Source organism: Caballeronia sp. GAWG2-1, assembly GCF_023631405.1.
Taxonomy (GTDB): Bacteria; Pseudomonadota; Gammaproteobacteria; order Burkholderiales; family Burkholderiaceae; genus Caballeronia.
The window spans coordinates 77,265-96,053 of record NZ_JALQDD010000011.1 but is presented as its reverse complement, the minus strand read 5'-3'; the positions used below and the strand labels follow the sequence as shown (position 1 = coordinate 96,053).

Here is an 18,789-nt window from a genome sequence, read left to right as displayed (position 1 = left end):
GTGTAGGGCAGACGGCTGTCTGTGCGCGACCCCGCAAAGCGTGGGCGCGTCATGTTTCCTCGGTTACAATCGCCGGATGCGAATCCTACTCAGCAACGACGACGGCTACCTGGCGCGCGGCATCAACGTGCTGCACGACGCCTTGCAGCCGCTCGGCGAAGTAACGGTGATGGCGCCGGAGCAGAACTGCAGCGGCTCGTCCAACTCGCTCACGTTGTCGCGGCCATTGAGCGTGCATCAGTCGGCTAACGGTTTCAACTTCGTGAACGGCACGCCAACCGACTCGGTGCATATCGCGCTCACCGGCATGCTCGAAGCGCGGCCCGATCTCGTCGTGTCAGGGATCAACAACGGCCAGAATGTCGGCGAGGACACGCTCTATTCCGGCACGGTCGCGGCCGCCACCGAAGGCTTCATGTTCGGCATTCCGGCGATCGCGTTTTCGCTCGTCGGGCGTGACTGGCTGCATCTAGAAGATGCGGCGCGCGTGGCCGCGGAAATCGTCGCGCACTTTCTGGATCACCCCATGCCGGGTCATCCGCTTCTGAACGTCAATATTCCGAGCCTGCCGTACGACCAACTGCGCGAGTGGAAGGTCACGCGTCTGGGCAAGCGGCATCCGTCGCAGCCGGTGATTCGCCAGACCGACCCGCGCGGCAACCCGATCTACTGGATCGGCCCGTCGGGCGACGCGCTCGACGCCAGCGAAGGCACCGACTTTCACGCAGTCGCGAACGGCTTCGTTTCGATCACGCCGCTGCAGCTCGACCTGACTCACACGAAACTCATGGCCGAGACCCGCGAATGGGCGCAAGCCGGGAGCCGTCGCTCATGAGCGACGAGCGCGCCAAGCGCTTCCCGCTGGCGCTCGCGGACCTCGTGCGCGAGCCGCGCAAGCCGGCCGGCCGCACGCAGGACGCGCGCGCCAAGTCAGCGGCGGTATCGACCACGAAAGCCGCTGCCGCGAAGCCGGGCAGTGCGCGCGGCGCGGCTTCAGCGCTCAAGAATCCGGCGAGCGCGGCGGCATCCGCCAAGTCCGCGACCACGGTTTTTCCGGTGCGCTCGGCAGCCCAGCCTGTCATCAATTCCGTCGCCAAGGCCGCTACCAAACCGGCAAGTGGAACCGCGAAACCGGTTCCGGGCGCGAATCGCAGTCCGGCCCAGGCGCCGCATCCCCGAACGAGTGCATTGCGCACCGCGCAGCGTCCCGCCGGACGCGATCTGAACGCGGCATCGACGGCCACGAAAAAGGGCGCGCCCAACGTGGCATTCGCCAGCACGCAGACGCTCACCTCGGAACGGGTGCGCGAGCGCATGGTCGAACGCCTGCGCACGAACGGCGTGACCGACCCGCGCGTGCTGAACGCCATGTCGGTCGTGCCGCGCCATATGTTCGTCGACCCCGGCCTCGCCGCGCAGGCTTACGAAGATGCCGCGCTGCCGATCGGTCACCATCAGACCATCTCCAAGCCGTCGGTGGTCGCGCGCATGATCGAACTGGTCGCGGCCGGGCGCACGTTGGACAAGGTGCTGGAAATCGGCACCGGTTGCGGCTATCAGGCAGCGGTGCTGTCGCAGGTCGCGACCGAGGTTTATTCGATCGAGCGCGTGCGGCCGTTGTCCGAACGCGCCAAGCTCAATCTTCGGCCGCTGCGTGTGCCGAACATCCGGCTGCATTACGGCGACGGGCGGCTCGGACTGGCTGCCGCGGCGCCGTTCGATGCCATCGTGATCGCGTGCGCGGGACTCGACGTGCCGCAGGCCTTGCTCGAACAACTGGCGATAGGCGGCAGGCTCGTCGCGCCGGTGGGCTCGCAGGCCGCGCAGTCGCAGGTGCTCACGCTCGTCACGCGCGTGTCGGCCACGCAATGGCGGGAGTCGCAGCTCGATCGCGTTTTTTTTGTACCTTTAAAATCCGGAGTGATTTGAAACCGATGAGTATCTTGCGTGCTTTGCGAGAAACGCGTGCGGACGTTCGCCTAACGGCGGCGCAGCGCGGTGTGTGCGTCCTTGCGCTGTCCATGCTGGCGGCCTGTGCGTCGCGGATGGATTCAGCGCCGGTGGTCGACAGAACGGGCGCGCCTATCGCCACGGATGCCGCCGCGCTTGCCAACCAGCCGCCGCCGCCTGGCTATATTCGCGTGAAACCGGGCGACACCCTATATCGGATCGCATTGGAAAACGGTCAGAATTATCACGACATCGCAACGTGGAATAACCTGACGAACCCGAACCAGATCGAAGTCGGTCAACTGGTGCGCGTGGCGCCTCCGGGTGCGAATCTGGCAGCGGCGACGCCGGGCGTGTCGACCGCACCGATCGCGGGTGGCGCGGTGGCTACGCAACCGCTTAACGGCGGCGCGGGCGTCTATGGCACGCCGCAGTCGGGTGCAACGACGCAGCCGCCGTACTACGGTCCGTCGTCGGGCATGGGTGCGGCGCCGGGCGCTGCATCCGGTGCGCTCGCGGGCACCACGCCGGCGCCGGGCGTGGACAGCGCGGCAACGGCTCAACCGGCTTTCATCTGGCCGGCGCGTGGTCCGATTCTCGGCACATTCGACGACGCGAAGAACAAAGGTTTGAACATTGGCGGTGCACCGGGAGATGCGGTCAATGCATCGGCGGATGGCAGGGTCGTCTACTCCGGAAATGGCTTGCGCGGCTACGGGAATCTCATCATCATCAAGCACGACGCGACTTTTCTCACTGCGTACGCACACAACCGCGCTTTGATGGTAAAAGAAGGAGACGCGGTGACCAAAGGTCAAAAAATCGCCGAAATGGGTAACAGCGATTCAGACCGTGTGATGTTGCATTTCGAAGTTCGCCGGCAGGGAAAACCTGTTGACCCACTGAAGTATTTGCCGCCGCAATAAAGCGAGCCATCATGCAAAAAACGAAGCGCCGCCAGCCGCAAGCCGAGACTGAGACCATCAGCCGACCGTTGCAAGTGTCGGTGGAAGACGGTGCTTCGACCCGAGACGACGATGCCGAAAACATCGACGTCGATATCGATTCCGACGAAGAAGGCGAAAACCGTAAAAAGGGTGGCGACGAGTCGGGAGAAGGCGCAAACGATTCCGCGCCCGAACCCGACGACTTTCGCTCTCTTTTGCAGGCCGAACTGACGGCCGACACCATTCAGCATTACCTCAATCGCATCAGCGTGAAACCGCTGCTCACCGTCGAGGAAGAGCAGCGTTATTCGCGTCTTGCCAAGGCCGGCGAGTTCGAGGCGCGCCAGGTCATGATCGAGCGCAATTTGCGGCTGGTGGTGAGTATCGCTAAGGGTTATCTCAATCGCGGCGTGCCTTTGCTCGATCTGATCGAGGAAGGCAACCTCGGTCTCATGCACGCAATCGAGAAATTCGATCCCACGCGCGGTTTTCGTTTTTCGACTTACGCCACGTGGTGGATTCGCCAGAGCATCGAGCGCGCAATCATGAATCAGGCGCGCACGGTGCGCCTTCCGGTGCATGTGATTCGCGAACTGAATCAAGTGTTGCGCGCGAAGCGTCATCTGGAAAAGAACTCGGCGAATTCCACCGATCCCGTCGCGCCCGAGCGCCGCGACGCGAGCATCGAAGATATTGCGTATCTCACCGGCAAGACGCCGGAGGAAGTCACCGATATCCTCGCGCTCAACGAACACACGGCTTCGCTCGATGCCCCGCTCGACCTCGACCCCGGCAGCAGCCTGCTCGATCTCCTTTCGGACGATCAAAGCCAGTCGCCGGATGCCGAAGTTCAGCACCGCGAACTGGAAACGCTCACGCGGCTCTGGCTTTCGCGTCTGTCGGACAAACATCGGCATGTGATCGAACGGCGTTTCGGGCTGAACCATATCGAACCCGCCACGCTCGAAGAACTGGCCGATGAAATGGGCCTCACGCGCGAACGCGTACGGCAAATCCAGCAAGAGGCGCTCGTGCGGCTCAAACGCTTCTTCGCCTCGAACGGCGTGCGCAAGGACGCCGTGCTTTAACGCTCCAAAGCGGCGTTCGAAAAAGCGCCGCGTTTCCAGAATTCAATGACACCGATTCTCGTATTCGACATCGAGACCATTCCCGATGTCGACGGCATTCGCCGTCTCGAAGACTTACCCGACGATCTGTCCGCGCGCGAAGTCGCCGAACACGCGTTCGCCGCGCGCCGCGAGCGCGTAGGCAACGACTTCTTGCCGCATCATTTGCAACGCATTGCCGCGATCTCCTGCGTCTTTCGCGACGACAGCGGTTTTCGCGTGCGCTCGCTCGGCACGAAGACGGATGGCGAGGCATCGCTTATCCAGTCGTTTTATCGCGTGATCGAGAAATACACGCCGCAACTCGTTTCGTGGAACGGCGGCGGTTTCGATCTGCCCGTGCTCCATTATCGTGCGCTCGTGCATGGCATCGCGGCGCCGCGTTACTGGGACTTGGGCCAGGACGATCGCGAGTTCAGGTTCAACAACTACATCAGCCGCTATCACATGCGGCATCTCGACCTGATGGACGTGCTCGCGATGTATCAGGCGCGCGCCAACGCGCCGCTCGATGCACTCGCCAAACTGTGCGGCTTCCCAGGCAAGCTGGGCATGGACGGCGGCAAGGTGTGGGACGCCTATTGCGATGGTCAGATCGACGAGATCCGCAACTATTGCGAAACGGATGTCGTCAACACTTACCTTATGTATTGCCGCTTTCAGATGATGCGTGGCGGACTCACGCCGGACGAGTACGCGGACGAGATCAACTTCGTGAAGAATGCGCTCGCGCTGGAAGCGTCGCCGCATTGGGCCGAATATCTCGCCGCATTCGGCCGGTGAGTGCGAGGCCGTGACGTTCGTCTACAATCTCGCCTTTGCCAACACGTCAGTCAGGAAGTACGCAGGTGTCTGAAGCCGCTCGAAAAAATTCGCATCGCCGCCGCGCCGCGCCGGCCAAAACCGTTACGCCCGATCCGTCATTCGTCGCGCCCGAAATCGAAATCGAGTCACTCGACATGGACGCGCGCGGCGTCGGCCGCACGGTCAACGAGAACGGCGAGCCGGGCAAGGTGATCTTCGTCGAAGGCGCGCTGCCCGGCGAACGAGTGAGCTATTCGAGCTATCGCAAGAAGCCGAGTTTCGAGCAGGCGCAAGTGGTGAACGTGTTGCGCGAGGCGGTCATCCGCACGAAGCCGAAGTGTCAATTCTTCGGCACGTGCGGCGGTTGTTCCATGCAGCATCTCGACGTGCGCGCGCAGATTGCCGTGAAGCAGCGCGTGCTCGAGGACAATCTTCAGCATTTGTCGAAACTGCGCGCGGAAACCATGTTCCGGCCGATTCACGGGCCGTCGTGGGGTTATCGCTATCGCGCGCGCCTGACGGTGCGGCACGTCGAGAAAAAGGGCGGCGTGCTCGTCGGCTTTCATGAACGCAAGAGCAGCGATGTCGCCGACATGACGAGTTGCGAGGTGCTGCCGCCGCACGTTTCCGCCATGCTCGTGCCACTGCGGCATCTGGTAGCCGGTTTGTCCATTCGTGACCGCATGCCGCAGATCGAGCTTGCGGTTGGCGCGGACGTGACGGCGCTGGTGTTGCGCATTCTCGAACCGCTCAACGACGCCGACGAAGCGCTTTTGCGCGCCTTTGCCGACGAACACGCCGGCGTGCAATTCTGGCTGCAGCCGAAAGGTCCCGACACGGTTTATCCGTTTTATCCGCTCGAGAGCGAACTGGCTTATACGCTGCCGGAGTTTCACATCCGCATGCCATTTAAGCCGACTGATTTCACGCAGGTGAACCATCAGATCAACCGCGTGCTCGTGGCGCGCGCGTTGAGCCTGCTCGCGCCGGAACAGAACGATCGTGTGCTCGATCTGTTTTGCGGCATCGGCAACTTCACGCTGCCGCTTGCGCGCGTGTCGCGCGAAGTGGTGGGTATCGAAGGAAGCGAAGCGCTGACCGCGCGCGCGCTGGAAAACGCGCAGGCCAATGGCGTGGACGGCCATACGTCGTTTGCCTGCCGCAATTTGTTCGAAGTGACTGCCGACGATCTGCGCGCGCTCGGGCACTTCGACAAATATCTGATCGATCCGCCGCGCGAGGGCGCGCTCGCGGTGGCGAAGGCGCTTGCGGACATCGCTCAAAGCGGCGAGGGTTCGCTGCCGAAGCGCATCGTTTATGTGTCGTGCAACCCGGCGACGCTCGCGCGCGACGCCGGCCTGCTCGTCCACGAGGCGGGGTATCGGATGAAGGGCGCGGGCGTCGTCAACATGTTCCCGCATACGTCGCACGTCGAATCCATTGCATTGTTCGAACGCGACTGAAGCGCTTTTATTTAAGAAGGCAAAAAAAAACCGGCCCGAAGGCCGGTTTTTCGTTTGAAGCACCGGTTCGATCAGTTCCGGTTGCCGCCGAAGATGCCGAGCAGTGCCAGCAAATTCGTGAAGACGTTATACAGATCGAGGTAGATGGCGAGCGTCGCGCTAATGTAGTTCGTCTCGCCGCCATTCACAACGCGCTGCACGTCGAACAGCATGTAAGCCGAGAAGATCACGATGGCGAGCACGGAGATCGTCAGCATGAGCGCCGGCAGTTGCAGGAAAATGTTCGCGACTGCAGCCAGCAGAATGACCATCACGCCCATGAACAGCCACTTGCCGAGGCCCGAAAAGTCACGCTTGCTGACCGTGGCGATGGTCGCCATGGCCGCGAAAATCACGCCCGTGCCGCCAAAGGCCATCATGATGAGCTGCGGCCCGTTCGAGAAACCGAGGATGAAGCTCAAAAGACGCGAGAGCATCAGGCCCATGAAGAACGTGAAGCCGAGCAGGACGATCACGCCCATGCTGCTGTTCTTCGTTTTCTCGATGGCGAACATGAAGCCGAACGCAATCGCCATGAACGCGATGAAGCTCATTGCCGGGCTGGTGGCCGCGAAGAGAGAAAAGCCCGTCGCTACGCCGACCCACGCGCCGAGCACCGTCGGCACCATGGAAAGCGCGAGCAGCCAGTAAGTGTTGCGTAGCACGCGGTTGCGCACCTCGACCGAAGTGACGCTGCCGTTGCGTCCAAAACTGTAGGGTGATTCGTTCATGGTTTCTCCTTGCTTCAAATTGTCTGTCGTCGACCCGCGCTACATCCGTCATACACGAATGATACGGTAGGAATACTTAAGCGATTATGAGGCCGTTGCCCGCGCCATTCCGATTTCGTGCAGTGCCTGATGTCGCGAGGCGGTTGCAAAGCGCGGCTCGACTCCAATATGACTGCCGCACGGTCCGAAATCAATGGCGCCGACGTTTCTCGGCGAGATACACGCTTGAGGCACGCTGACGTATGACGGTTCGACCCTTACGGCGCCGTAAGGTTTCAATCGCAATCATACCCTGCTTCATGCTACAATTGTCGATTCCTTTTAATCCGTAAACCGTTAATTTTTTGGAGTTTTTCATGGCAATCGAGCGCACCCTGTCGATTATCAAGCCGGACGCAGTGGCAAAGAATGTTATCGGCCAAATCTACAGCCGTTTCGAGAGTGCTGGACTCAAGATCATTGCTTCGCGCATGGTGCATCTGTCGCGCGCGGACGCGGAAAAGTTCTACGCAGTGCACGCTGCACGCCCGTTCTTCAAGGACCTCGTGGAATTCATGATCTCCGGTCCGGTGCAGATTCAAGTGCTGGAAGGCGAAGGCGCGATCATCAAGAACCGCGACCTGATGGGCGCGACCGATCCGAAGAAGGCAGACAAGGGCACGATCCGCGCTGATTTCGCGGACAGCATCGATGCAAACGCCGTGCATGGTTCCGACGCTCCGGAAACGGCAGCGCAAGAAATCGCGTTCTTCTTCCCGCAAGTGAACGTCTACTCGCGTTAAGTCGCGCGTTGGTTGCCGCATCGGTCCGCGCCTCGAGGCAATGCGCCGGATCATGTGGCTGTCGCGCCGGCATCGCTTGAAAAGCTGGAACATGCAGGAATTGGCGCGAACGGTCTTGGGCAAAATCTCCGAGCTTCGCAATCTGAAATGGCAGGACTCGACATGACGAACAGCAGCACCGTCAATCTTCTCGATCTCGACGCCGCCGGGCTCGTCGCTTATTGCGACAGCCTTGGCGAAAAGCCGTTTCGCGCCAAGCAATTGCAGCGCTGGATCCACCAATATGGCGTCGACGACTTCGACGGCATGACGGACCTCGCGAAATCGCTGCGCGAAAAACTCAAGGGTCGCGCCAGTTTGGCGATGCCCGAAATCTCTCGCGATCACGTTTCCACCGACGGCACGCGCAAGTGGCTGATCGACGTAGGCAACGGCAACGCGGTCGAAACCGTGTTCATTCCCGAGGAAACGCGCGGCACGTTGTGCGTGTCCTCGCAGGCAGGCTGCGCGGTGAACTGCCGGTTTTGTTCCACGGGCAAGCAGGGATTCTCCCGCAATCTGACCACTGGCGAGATCATCGGGCAGTTGCGCATGGCCGAATTCGCGCTGCGCAAGTCGCTCGGGCGCGAAGTCGGCGGCCTGGGAAAGGGCGAGCGCGTCATCACCAATGTCGTGATGATGGGCATGGGCGAGCCCATGCTGAATTACGACGCCGTCGTGCCCGCCATGCGTCTAATGCTCGACGACAACGCCTATGGCCTGTCGCGCCGTCGCGTGACGCTATCCACTTCCGGCGTCGTGCCCATGATGGACCGCCTCGCCGCGGATCTGCCAGTGGCGCTTGCCGTGTCGCTACACGCGCCGAACGACCCGCTGCGTGACATGCTGGTGCCGCTCAACAAGAAGTATCCGCTGCGTGAATTGATGGCTGCGTGCCAGCGCTATCTGAAGGTTGCGCCGCGCGATTTCATCACGTTCGAATACTGCATGCTCGACGGCGTCAACGACACCGAAGCCCATGCGCGCGAACTGCTGGCCGTCACGCGCGACGTGCCGTGCAAATTCAACCTCATTCCGTTCAATCCGTTCCCGGAATCAGGTCTGACTCGCGCGAAGAACGAGCAGATCAAGCGCTTCGCGCAGGTTCTGATGGACGCGGGCATCGTCACCACCGTGCGCAAGACGCGCGGCGACGACATCGACGCAGCTTGCGGGCAGCTTGCGGGCGAGGTGAAGGATCGCACGCGCCTCGTGGAACGCATGGGTCGCGCGCCAGGCAAGGTGATCGAGGTGCGCGCGGTCTGACGCATTGCCGCCGTACAGCGAAGAAAAACAAGTCCGAAAAGACGGAAGTCGCGCCAGGCCGGCGCGCAAAGCCGAACATTTTGTTATAAAGCGGTCTGCAACATTGCCGGGGCTGTATCGTTCACGTTTTGATGCAATCCGCCGGCTTAGCCGCGCTATATAAAAGAATCGATGCGAGGAAATTGGGATGAGTGAGCCGCAGCACCCGACGCCTTTTGGCAGTCATACCGGGGGTCTTCCTGTCAATGAGCATGACAGTCAGGCGGGCACTGGCGGGGCGGCATCGAACGCGAGCCAGACGGGGCCTCTGGATTCGATTGCCGCTGTCGGCGCGCGGCTCGCGCAGCTTCGTCACGCGAAGTCATGGTCGATCGACGACATTTCAGCGCGTCTCAAGGTCTCGCCGAACAAGCTGCTCGCGCTCGAAGCGGGCGACATCAGTCAATTGCCCGATCGCACGTTCGCAGCGGGTATCGTGCGTAGCTACGCCAAGGTTCTTGGTACCGATCCCGCGCCTTTCACGCAGGCGTTTCGTCGCGAGGGCGCGGCGGTCGGGCAAAATCTGAAGGTGCCGGCTTCGGCGGGTGCGGGTCTGCCGCGACAGCGCGTGTCGGTGCCACTCGGTGGTTCGTCGGGCAAGAAACGCTCGTGGCTCTGGGGCATCGCGGCGGTCGTCGTGGTGCTGGCCGCGCTCGTGATGTGGCATACCGGCGGCGATTCGTCGGCGTGGCTCGCGCGCCTCAAGTCGAGCACGGGCGCTGGCACGGCCGCGCCGGGCGACACGGTGTCCGCTTCCGTCGTCTCCACGCCTGATGAAGCCGCCGCGGCGAACACCGGCGAAGCCGCCTCGCTGCCCGAAGTGGCCGCCGCGCCGGGCGAACAGCCGATGCCACGTCCGCTCGGCACGAACGCGTTGCCGGCCTCGTCGTCGACCATTGCGGCGTTGCAGGGCGCAAGCGCGTCGGCCGCAGCCAAGCAGGCGCCGGCCGCCGGCGCTGCCGCATCCGCGCCGGTCGTCGCCGGCACGGGCGCGAGCGCAGTCGAATTGAAAGTGAAGGAAGATAGCTGGTTCAGCGTGCGCGGCAAGGACGGCAAGGAGGTTTTCTCCGGTCTCGTCCACGCGGGAAGCACGCAACGCGTGCAGGGCGAAGCGCCGTTCAAGGTGACCGTCGGCAACGCGAAGAGCGTCGATTCCATCTCGTTTGACGATCAGCCGGTCGACGCCAAGAAATACGTTTCCGCACGCGGCAACGTCGCGCGCTTCACGCTGCCCTGAACGGGCGGCGCGTAGCGGTGTCGGAGTCGGAGGTTCAGCGCGCGTGCAAGTCATGGGCATTCCGGCTTTTGCCGTGATGCCCGTTCAAGGTTCCATATTCGCACCGTCGCGCCGCTTGCACGCGGCGCCTGGTGGCCAAAGGGTTTTTCGATGCAATCCGAAGCTCAATCCCTGATTAGCAGCAAGATCTGTTCGACCGAACCGGTGTTCGGCGGCTCGTCGAAGCGTCGTGCATCGCATGCGGTGGACGTGCGCTGGGGCGGTCAGCTCGTCACCATCGGCGGCGACTCACCGGTGCGCGTGCAGTCGATGACCAACACCGACACCGCCGACGCCATCGGAACCGCCATCCAGATCAAGGAACTGGCGCAGGCGGGTTCCGAACTCGTGCGCATCACGGTGAATACGCCGGAAGCGGCGGCGGAAGTGCCGCACATCCGCGATCAACTCGACCGCATGGGCGTGTCCGTGCCGCTCGTCGGCGACTTCCATTACAACGGGCATCTGCTGCTGCGCGATCATCCGGCGTGCGCCGAAGCGCTGTCGAAGTACCGCATCAATCCCGGCAACGTCGGACAGGGCGCAAAGCGCGACACGCAATTCGCGCAGATGATCGAAGCCGCGATCAAGTACGACAAACCGGTGCGCATCGGCGTGAACTGGGGCAGTCTCGACCAGGACCTGCTCGCGCGCATGATGGACGAAAACGCCGCGCGCTCGGCGCCGTGGGAACTGCAAAGCGTGATGTATGAAGCGCTGATCCAGTCGGCGGTCGGCTCGGCGGAACGCGCGGTCGAACTCGGCCTCGGTCGCGACAAGATCATCCTGTCGTGCAAGGTGAGCGGCGTGCAGGATCTGGTCGCCGTTTATCGCGAACTCGCTAAACGTTGCAGCTTCGCGCTGCATCTCGGCCTGACCGAGGCGGGCATGGGCTCGAAGGGTATCGTCGCTTCGACGGCGGCGTTGTCGTTGCTGCTGCAGGAAGGCATCGGCGACACCATCCGTATTTCGCTGACGCCCGAGCCAGGCGGCGCGCGCACGGGCGAAGTGGTCGTCGGTCAGGAAATCCTCCAGACCATGGGCCTGCGTTCCTTTACGCCAATGGTCATTGCATGTCCCGGCTGCGGGCGCACGACCAGCACGCTGTTCCAGGAACTCGCGTCGCAGATCCAAAGCTATTTGCGCAACTCCATGCCCGTGTGGCGCGACCAGTTTCCCGGCGTCGAGAAGATGCACGTCGCGGTGATGGGCTGCATCGTCAACGGGCCGGGCGAATCGAAACACGCGAACATCGGCATCAGTTTGCCGGGTTCGGGCGAAAATCCCGCCGCGCCCGTGTTTATCGACGGCGTGAAGGTGAAGACCTTGCGTGGCGAGCGTATCGCCGAGGAATTCCAGCAAATCGTCAGCGACTACGTCGAGCGCACCTACGGGCAAGAAACCGGCAAGCGCGAAGAAACGTCCGCGGCAACACTTTAAAGACAGATGACTGAACAGAAGAAACGGCTCGGCAAGCTGACCGGCGTCAAGGGCATGAACGACATCCTCCCGCAGGATGCCGCGTTGTGGGACTTCTTCGAATCCACGGTGAAGTCGATGCTGCGCGCATACGGCTATCAGAACATCCGCACGCCGATCATCGAGCATACGCAGTTGTTCACGCGCGGGATCGGCGAAGTGACGGATATCGTCGAAAAAGAGATGTACAGCTTCACCGATTCGCTCAACGGCGAACATCTCACCATGCGGCCCGAAAACACGGCGGCGGTGGTGCGCGCGAGCATCGAACACAACCTGCTTTACGACGGTCCGAAGCGCCTGTGGTACATCGGCCCGATGTTCCGTCACGAGCGTCCGCAGCGCGGGCGGTATCGCCAGTTCCATCAGGTCGGCGTGGAAGCACTCGGTTTCGCGGGACCGGACGCGGACGCCGAAATCATCATGATGTGTCAGCGCCTGTGGGACGACCTTGGGTTGACCGGCATTCGCCTGGAACTGAATTCACTTGGCCAGCCTGACGAGCGCGCGGCGCACCGCAAGGAACTGATCGCGTATCTGGAGCAGCACGTCGACGCGCTCGACGAAGAAGCCAAACGACGTCTCTACACCAACCCGCTGCGCGTGCTCGACACGAAGAATCCCGCGCTGCAGGAAATCGCGCAGAACGCGCCAAAGCTCACCGACTTCCTGGGCGAAGAATCGCGCAAGCATTTCGAGGGCGTGCAAAGGCTGCTGAAGGCCAACAACATTCCGTTCAAGATCAATCCGCGTCTCGTGCGCGGTCTCGACTATTACAACCTCACCGTGTTCGAGTGGGTGACCGACAAGCTCGGCGCGCAAGGCACGGTGGCGGGCGGCGGCCGGTACGACCCGCTCATCGAGCAACTTGGCGGCAAGCCCACGGCCGCGTGCGGCTGGGCGATGGGCGTCGAGCGTATCCTCGAGTTGCTGAAGGAAGAGAATCTCGTGCCGGAAGCGGAAGGTACGGACGTCTACGTAGTGCATCAGGGAGAAGCTGCCGCCGAGCAGGCGTTCATCGTGGCGGAGCGTCTGCGCGACACGGGCCTCGACGTGATCCTGCATTGCAGCCCGGACGGCGCGCCTGCCAGCTTCAAGTCACAGATGAAGAAAGCCGATGCGAGCGGCGCGGCTTTTGCCGTCGTGCTGGGCGAAGACGAACTCGCGCAGGGCACGATCGGCGTAAAGCCGCTGCGCCGCGCGGGCGCCGAAACGTCGGACGCGCAAAAGAACGAGCAGGTCAACGTTCCGGCGGAAGACTTGACCGAATACCTAATCAATGCGATGGTGGCATCCGCCGAAGACTAGGCGGCCCGACACGCGGGCAATGGCCGTGGGCATCGCGCTGGATGAGTGAACTGTCCGGCATCGCGCACGGCACTCGAAGTGCAATGAAACGCAGGAAGGAATAGCTGGACGATGAGCTATCACGACGAAGAAGAATCACTGGAAAGTTTGAAAGCCTGGTGGGCCAAGTGGGGTAATTCCACGACGTGGATCATCCTCGTGGCGCTTGTAATCGCAGCCGGATACAACGGCTGGAATTACTGGCAGCGTCATCAGGCGGCCGAGGCTTCCGTGCTGTACGACCAGCTTCAGCAGGCCGTTACCGGCAATGATCAGAAAATGGTGAGCCGTATTGCGACGGACATGGAAGACAAGTTCGGCAGCACGGCCTACGCTCAGATGAGCGCGCTTACGGCGGCCAAGTCGCTTTACATGGCGGGCGATACCGCCGGCACGAAAGCGCAACTGCAATGGGCCATCGATCACGCGAAGGACGACGAGTACAAGCAAGTCGCGAAGCTGCGCCTCGCGCTGGTGCTCCTCGACGAGAAAAATTACGACGCGGGTCTGAAGCTGCTCGCGGATGCGCCGCTCGACGCCTACAAGGGTGTGATCGCGGACCGTCGCGGCGATCTGCTTGCGGCGCAAGGCAAGCGCGACGACGCCCGTGCATCCTACAAGCTGGCGCTCGGCGCGCTGCCCGCGAACGATACCTCCGCGCGGCAACTGGTCCAGTTCAAGCTCGACGCGCTCGGCGGCTGAAGAGCGCGCGCCGCCGCAATCGACCGAGCCATATAACAATCAGGCCGCCCGGCCGCGCAACGCCTTGAAGGCGAAGGCGCGGCCGGGCGCCGATCAACCGAATCCGATAATTCATGTTGCGTCCACCGATGACTTTTTTGAAACGCTACGCCGTGCCGTTTGCCTGCGCGATGACCGCCTTGCTCGCGGCTTGCTCATCCACCAAGGATGAACGCCGCGTGCCGACACCGCTCGTCGAGTTCAAGCCGGTGCTCAACGTCTCCCAGGCGTGGAAGGCGAGCGTCGGCAAGGCAGGCCGCTATCTGTTCGCGCCGGTTGCCGTGGGCGACGCAATTTTTGCCGCAGGCGAGAACGGCTCGGTCGTGAAGATCGACGCGAAAACGGGTCAGGATGTCTGGCGCATCAAGCTCAAGGACGATCTGTCGGCGGGCGTCGGCAGCGACGGCAATCTGACTGCGGTCGGCGGTCTGAAGGGTTCGGTCTACGTGCTCGGACCGGACGGCAAGCAGTTGTGGACGGCAGTCGCGCCGGGCGAACTGATCTCGCCGCCGCTCGTCGGCAACGACCTCGTGATCGTGCGTACCATCGACGGCAAGGTCGTGGCCTTCAGCGCGCAGACCGGCGAACAAAAGTGGGTCTTCCAATTGCGCGCGGTGCCGCTGAATCTGCGCGTCGCGGCGGGCATGACCTTCGCCGGCAATCAGGCCGTACTTGCTGGATTCCCGGGCGGCACGTTCGCGGCAATCAACCTGCAAACGGGCGATGCCTTCTGGCAAACGCCGGTTTCATATCCGAAGGGCGTGACCGAAGTCGAGCGCATCAACGACGTAACCGGCGCACCGGGACTCGTCGGCGCGCAGAGTTGCGCGGTGACGTTCCAGGGCCGCATCGGCTGCTTCAATGCAAATTCCGGCCGTCCGGACTGGGAAAAGAGCTTCTCGTCCGACAGCGGTCTTGCGCAGGATTCGGACTTGGTCGCAGCCGGCGACGACTGGTCGGTCGTAAATGCGTTCCGCACCTCGGACGGCTCGCAGCTCTGGAAGACGGACAAGCTGAAGAACCGCCAGGTCAGCGTGCCGTATATTCTCGGTCGCGCGGTCGTTGTTGGCGACTTCGAAGGTTACGTCCACTTCCTGAGCGCGGATAACGGCGAACTCGTCGGCCGCGCCAAGACAGACGGCAGCGCGATCACCGCGCCGCCCGTGCTCGCCGGCAACACGCTCGTGGTCCTGACGCACGACGGCGGCATCTACGGCTTTCGTCCCAGCAACTAACACGCGCGTGATCGTTTGATCGAGCGGTATTGAGCGGTATTGCGCGCTCGAAGCCCATCGCGCGGCAGGTCCGGCCAGAACCGGGCCGCAAGAGAAAGCAGGAGGCGCGGCAATCGCGCGCACTCCCGAGAGCCTGCCAGCGGAACGCAAAAAGCGCGGTGGGCTGCAAGAATCAAAGCGCGTCGCGCGAAGGCGGCGCGCCAAAACTGCCTCTGACGAGGCGCAGCGGCGTCCCAGCGCCGCAGGCTTGACACACTGACGCCGTGACGCGTCGCGCGTGCCGCAAGCCGAATCCATGCTAATTTTCGACAAGCGCAGCCGTGGCGCGGCATGAGCGGAACGAGAGGTCTCGTTCGCACGCCTCGTGTGCCGTCTTGCGTTCAACCTTGAACAACATCTGATGAAACCCGTGATTGCCCTCGTCGGGCGCCCCAATGTGGGGAAATCCACCTTATTCAACCGGCTGACGCGTTCGCGCGATGCACTCGTCGCCGATCTGCCCGGCCTCACCCGCGACCGCCACTACGGCGAAGGCCGCGTGGGCGGCGAGCGGCCGTATCTCGTCGTGGATACGGGCGGCTTCGAGCCGGTCGCGAAAGACGGCATCCTGCACGCAATGGCCCGGCAGACACGTCAGGCGGTGGAAGAGGCAGACATCGTCGTGTTCATCGTCGATGGACGCAACGGGCTCGCGCCGCAAGACAAGGCGATTGCCGACTATCTGCGCAAGACCGGCCGACCGCTTTTTCTCGTCGTGAACAAGGCCGAGGGCATGAAGTATTCGGCCGTCGCGTCCGACTTCTACGAACTCGGTCTCGGCGATCCGCGCGCGATCTCGGCTGCGCACGGCGACGGCGTTACCGAGATGATCAACGACGCGCTCGACATCGCTTATGCCGGTCAGCCCGAGGAGAGCGAAGAAGAGAAGGCGCAGCACGGCGTGAAGATTGCCATCGTCGGACGTCCGAACGTTGGCAAGTCGACGCTCGTGAACGCATTGCTCGGCGAGGAGCGCGTGATCGCGTTCGACATGCCCGGCACCACGCGCGATTCGATTTATATTGATTTCGAGCGACAAGGCCGCAAATACACGCTTATCGACACGGCGGGCTTGCGTCGTCGCGGCAAGGTGTTCGAGGCCATCGAGAAGTTTTCGGTGGTGAAGACCTTGCAGTCCATTTCCGATGCCAACGTCGTGATCCTTTTGCTCGACGCCCAGCAGGACATCTCGGATCAGGACGCGCACATCGCAGGCTTCGTGGTCGAACAGGGCCGCGCGCTCGTGGTCGGCGTGAACAAGTGGGACGGTCTGGATTCGCATGTGCGCGAGCGCACGAAGGCGGATCTCACCCGCAAGCTCAAGTTTTTGGACTTTGCTAAATTTCACTACGTCTCGGCGCTGGAGAAGAGCGGCATCAGCCCATTGATGAAGTCTGTCGATGAAGCCTACGCCGCCGCCATGGCCAAGTTGCCGACACCGAAGCTCACGCGCGCGCTCATCGACGCGGTGGAGTTTCAGCAGCCGCGCCGTCGCGGTCCGGTTCGTCCGAAGCTGCGTTATGCCCACCAGGGTGGACAAAATCCGCCGATCATCGTGGTGCACGGCAATGCGCTCGACGCCATTACCGAGACTTATAAACGCTATCTGGAAGGGCGCTTCCGAGAAACTTTCGGATTGGTCGGGACGCCACTGCGCATAGAGTTCCGGTCGAGCCATAACCCATACGCGGACAAAGGCTGAAAGCCGCGTGAGTCAAGCGTTTCAGGCCGGTCGGCCATTTGGCCAGGCTGGTGCGGAAACGAAAATCAGCTATAGTGTAGCGATTGTCGGCGGATCTCTTTTTCTTCGCCGACAATACATCCAACCTGCAAAAAAACACGGAGTTTGCTATGAGCAACAAAGGGCAATTGTTACAAGACCCGTTTTTGAACGCGCTGCGTAAAGAGCACGTGCCGGTGTCGATCTATTTGGTCAACGGCATCAAGCTTCAAGGAAACATCGAATCGTTCGACCAGTATGTCGTGTTGCTCCGAAATACGGTCACACAGATGGTCTACAAGCACGCCATTTCCACCGTCGTGCCGGCCCGTCCGGTGAATTTCCACCCGGACGCTGAATCGTCCTAAACCTCGTCGCGACCGGCGCTGTTTTAAAAAAAGCGAACATCAAACCATTCGCCGGTCGCTTCAAAAACCGAAAAATATCAATTTGATCAATGCAGCGCTCGTCGGCATCGACTTCGGCAAGATCGATTTCGAAGCCAGTCTGGAAGAACTCAGCCTGCTCGCACAAAGTGCAGGCGCCCATCCCGCCGTCACGCTAACCGGCCGCCGTTCGGCTCCGGACGCCAAGATGTTCATTGGCAGCGGCAAGGTTGAAGAACTGCGCCTTTCTTGCGAAGCGAACGACGTCGAACTCGTCATCTTCAATCACGCACTCGCGCCCGCGCAGCAGCGCAATCTCGAACTCGCGCTCGACCGCCGCGTGGTGGACCGCACGAGCCTCATCCTCGACATCTTTGCGCAGCGCGCCCGCAGCCACGAAGGCAAATTGCAGGTCGAACTCGCACAGCTGCAGTATCTGTCGACACGGCTCATTCGCGCGTGGACTCACCTGGAACGGCAAAAGGGCGGTATTGGCCTGCGCGGTCCGGGCGAAACGCAGCTCGAAACGGACCGCCGGCTGATCGGCGAGCGTATCAAGGCGCTCAAGACCCGGCTCGAGAAGTTGCGCCGTCAGCATGGTACGCAGCGTCGTCAGCGCACGCGTAATCGCACGATGTCGGTCTCCCTCGTCGGCTATACGAACGCAGGCAAGTCCACGCTGTTCAATGCGCTCACGAAGGCGCAGGCGTACGCCGCCGACCAGCTTTTCGCCACGCTCGACACAACCTCGCGTCGCGTCTATCTCGGCGAGGAAGCGGGGCACGTGGTGGTATCGGACACGGTCGGGTTCATCCGCGAATTGCCTCACCAGCTCGTCGCGGCGTTTCGCGCCACGCTCGAGGAAACCATCCACGCAGACTTGCTGCTGCATGTGGTTGATGCATCGAGCGCCGTGCGCCTCGATCAGATCGATCAGGTGAACGAGGTATTGCGCGGCATCGGCGCGGATTCCATCCGGCAGGTTCTCGTCTTCAACAAGATCGACGCGGTGCCTGAGCTGGCGGCCCGTGGCGAAGCGGTTGAAAGGGACGAGTATGGTAATATTTCGCGCGTCTTTTTGAGTGCACGCTCGGGCCAGGGGCTCGATGCGCTGCGCGCTGCCATCGCCGAAATCGCTGCTGCGGAAACGGACGAAAGCGAAGAGGCCTTACCGAGCGTGCTCGCTGAAATCGAAGCGCCGCAACTCGAGTCCGATGCAACGCAATCCCCGCTGTCCGGGTCAAACGAAACACACGACACGAACGCGCAGCCGGAAGACCACCGGCTGACCGAACAACGTGACCACAAGGTTTCCGAGCACGGTCACTGATCGGCTCGCGGAACTCCGGATTGCATCGCCCGGGCTTATCTGTCTGGAT

At 62.1% G+C, this 18,789-nt stretch carries 17 protein-coding genes; 16 read left to right on the top strand and 1 reads right to left on the bottom strand.

The features are described 5' to 3' along the window. The first annotated feature begins 76 nt into the window (after positions 1 to 76). From surE to rlmD, 6 genes are all read left to right on the top strand, one after another. Positions 77 to 835: a 5'/3'-nucleotidase SurE gene (gene surE / locus NCR98_RS07785; protein WP_244825347.1), complete on the top strand. Its 759-nt coding sequence runs from the start codon at positions 77 to 79 to the stop codon at positions 833 to 835. Then, positions 832 to 1,929: a protein-L-isoaspartate(D-aspartate) O-methyltransferase gene (locus NCR98_RS07780; RefSeq protein WP_250525905.1), complete on the top strand. Its 1,098-nt coding sequence runs from the start codon at positions 832 to 834 to the stop codon at positions 1,927 to 1,929. Before surE ends, NCR98_RS07780 begins: the two co-directional genes overlap by 4 nt. A 5-nt stretch (positions 1,930 to 1,934) precedes the next feature. Further along, entirely contained in the window at positions 1,935 to 2,876 is a 942-nt protein-coding gene (locus NCR98_RS07775; RefSeq protein WP_244825345.1) for a peptidoglycan DD-metalloendopeptidase family protein, read from the top strand. Between the two features lie 11 nt (positions 2,877 to 2,887). Further along, complete coding sequence (gene rpoS, locus NCR98_RS07770) at positions 2,888 to 3,985, top strand: RNA polymerase sigma factor RpoS (protein ID WP_250464972.1); 1,098 nt, start codon at positions 2,888 to 2,890, stop codon at positions 3,983 to 3,985. 45 nt (positions 3,986 to 4,030) lie between these two features. Beyond that, positions 4,031 to 4,807 carry a 3'-5' exonuclease gene (locus NCR98_RS07765; RefSeq protein ID WP_250464970.1) on the top strand — a complete coding sequence of 259 codons (777 nt, stop codon included), beginning with the start codon at positions 4,031 to 4,033 and terminating at the stop codon, positions 4,805 to 4,807. A gap of 65 nt (positions 4,808 to 4,872) precedes the next feature. Next, complete coding sequence (gene rlmD, locus NCR98_RS07760) at positions 4,873 to 6,291, top strand: 23S rRNA (uracil(1939)-C(5))-methyltransferase RlmD (protein ID WP_250525904.1); 1,419 nt, start codon at positions 4,873 to 4,875, stop codon at positions 6,289 to 6,291. A gap of 71 nt (positions 6,292 to 6,362) precedes the next feature. Here rlmD and NCR98_RS07755 read toward each other — a convergent pair whose 3' ends face one another. After that, positions 6,363 to 7,061, bottom strand: coding sequence for a Bax inhibitor-1/YccA family protein (locus NCR98_RS07755; protein WP_244825341.1), 699 nt, complete (start codon positions 7,059 to 7,061; stop codon positions 6,363 to 6,365). A 356-nt stretch (positions 7,062 to 7,417) separates the two neighbouring features. On the opposite strand from NCR98_RS07755, the gene ndk reads away from it, so the two are divergent. The 10 genes from ndk (at position 7,418) to hflX (ending at position 18,740) form a co-directional block, all read left to right on the top strand. Beyond that, a complete protein-coding gene (gene ndk / locus NCR98_RS07750) occupies positions 7,418 to 7,843 on the top strand; it encodes a nucleoside-diphosphate kinase (RefSeq protein WP_244825340.1) in 426 nt (141 codons plus the stop codon). A 162-nt stretch (positions 7,844 to 8,005) separates the two neighbouring features. Then, a complete protein-coding gene (gene rlmN / locus NCR98_RS07745) occupies positions 8,006 to 9,148 on the top strand; it encodes a dual-specificity RNA methyltransferase RlmN (RefSeq protein WP_250525903.1) in 1,143 nt (380 codons plus the stop codon). A 187-nt stretch (positions 9,149 to 9,335) separates the two neighbouring features. Continuing rightward, the gene (locus tag NCR98_RS07740; protein ID WP_244825338.1) at positions 9,336 to 10,424 is read left to right on the top strand and encodes a helix-turn-helix domain-containing protein; all 1,089 of its coding nucleotides are present in this window, start codon (positions 9,336 to 9,338) and stop codon (positions 10,422 to 10,424) included. A gap of 150 nt (positions 10,425 to 10,574) precedes the next feature. Continuing rightward, positions 10,575 to 11,903 carry a flavodoxin-dependent (E)-4-hydroxy-3-methylbut-2-enyl-diphosphate synthase gene (gene ispG / locus NCR98_RS07735; protein ID WP_244825337.1) on the top strand — a complete coding sequence of 443 codons (1,329 nt, stop codon included), beginning with the start codon at positions 10,575 to 10,577 and terminating at the stop codon, positions 11,901 to 11,903. Positions 11,904 to 11,909: 6 nt separating this feature from the next. Further along, entirely contained in the window at positions 11,910 to 13,250 is a 1,341-nt protein-coding gene (hisS, locus tag NCR98_RS07730) for a histidine--tRNA ligase (RefSeq protein WP_250525902.1), read from the top strand. Between the two features lie 111 nt (positions 13,251 to 13,361). Beyond that, a complete protein-coding gene (locus tag NCR98_RS07725) occupies positions 13,362 to 13,991 on the top strand; it encodes a tetratricopeptide repeat protein (RefSeq protein ID WP_250525901.1) in 630 nt (209 codons plus the stop codon). A gap of 128 nt (positions 13,992 to 14,119) precedes the next feature. Next, positions 14,120 to 15,265 carry an outer membrane protein assembly factor BamB gene (gene bamB / locus NCR98_RS07720; RefSeq protein WP_250464959.1) on the top strand — a complete coding sequence of 382 codons (1,146 nt, stop codon included), beginning with the start codon at positions 14,120 to 14,122 and terminating at the stop codon, positions 15,263 to 15,265. 400 nt (positions 15,266 to 15,665) lie between these two features. Beyond that, positions 15,666 to 17,006 (top strand): ribosome biogenesis GTPase Der, encoded by a 1,341-nt coding sequence (der, locus tag NCR98_RS07715; protein ID WP_244825333.1) that lies wholly within the window; start codon positions 15,666 to 15,668, stop codon positions 17,004 to 17,006. A 149-nt stretch (positions 17,007 to 17,155) separates the two neighbouring features. Further along, positions 17,156 to 17,392 (top strand): RNA chaperone Hfq, encoded by a 237-nt coding sequence (gene hfq, locus NCR98_RS07710; protein ID WP_006999489.1) that lies wholly within the window; start codon positions 17,156 to 17,158, stop codon positions 17,390 to 17,392. An 82-nt stretch (positions 17,393 to 17,474) separates the two neighbouring features. Then, on the top strand, positions 17,475 to 18,740 hold the full coding sequence (gene hflX, locus NCR98_RS07705; RefSeq protein ID WP_244825332.1) for a GTPase HflX: 1,266 nt from the start codon (positions 17,475 to 17,477) through the stop codon (positions 18,738 to 18,740). Positions 18,741 to 18,789: the final 49 nt, after the last annotated feature.

Coding starts and splice junctions, on each gene's coding strand:
- hfq (WP_006999489.1), top strand. CDS start 17,156: ATGAGCAACAAAGGGCAATTGTTACAAGACCCGTTTTTGAACGCGCTG.
- NCR98_RS07775 (WP_244825345.1), top strand. CDS start 1,935: ATGAGTATCTTGCGTGCTTTGCGAGAAACGCGTGCGGACGTTCGCCTA.
- ndk (WP_244825340.1), top strand. CDS start 7,418: ATGGCAATCGAGCGCACCCTGTCGATTATCAAGCCGGACGCAGTGGCA.
- NCR98_RS07740 (WP_244825338.1), top strand. CDS start 9,336: ATGAGTGAGCCGCAGCACCCGACGCCTTTTGGCAGTCATACCGGGGGT.
- rpoS (WP_250464972.1), top strand. CDS start 2,888: ATGCAAAAAACGAAGCGCCGCCAGCCGCAAGCCGAGACTGAGACCATC.
- rlmN (WP_250525903.1), top strand. CDS start 8,006: ATGACGAACAGCAGCACCGTCAATCTTCTCGATCTCGACGCCGCCGGG.
- der (WP_244825333.1), top strand. CDS start 15,666: ATGAAACCCGTGATTGCCCTCGTCGGGCGCCCCAATGTGGGGAAATCC.
- NCR98_RS07725 (WP_250525901.1), top strand. CDS start 13,362: ATGAGCTATCACGACGAAGAAGAATCACTGGAAAGTTTGAAAGCCTGG.
- NCR98_RS07765 (WP_250464970.1), top strand. CDS start 4,031: ATGACACCGATTCTCGTATTCGACATCGAGACCATTCCCGATGTCGAC.
- ispG (WP_244825337.1), top strand. CDS start 10,575: ATGCAATCCGAAGCTCAATCCCTGATTAGCAGCAAGATCTGTTCGACC.
- NCR98_RS07755 (WP_244825341.1), bottom strand. CDS start 7,061: ATGAACGAATCACCCTACAGTTTTGGACGCAACGGCAGCGTCACTTCG.
- hisS (WP_250525902.1), top strand. CDS start 11,910: ATGACTGAACAGAAGAAACGGCTCGGCAAGCTGACCGGCGTCAAGGGC.
- NCR98_RS07780 (WP_250525905.1), top strand. CDS start 832: ATGAGCGACGAGCGCGCCAAGCGCTTCCCGCTGGCGCTCGCGGACCTC.
- surE (WP_244825347.1), top strand. CDS start 77: ATGCGAATCCTACTCAGCAACGACGACGGCTACCTGGCGCGCGGCATC.
- bamB (WP_250464959.1), top strand. CDS start 14,120: ATGACTTTTTTGAAACGCTACGCCGTGCCGTTTGCCTGCGCGATGACC.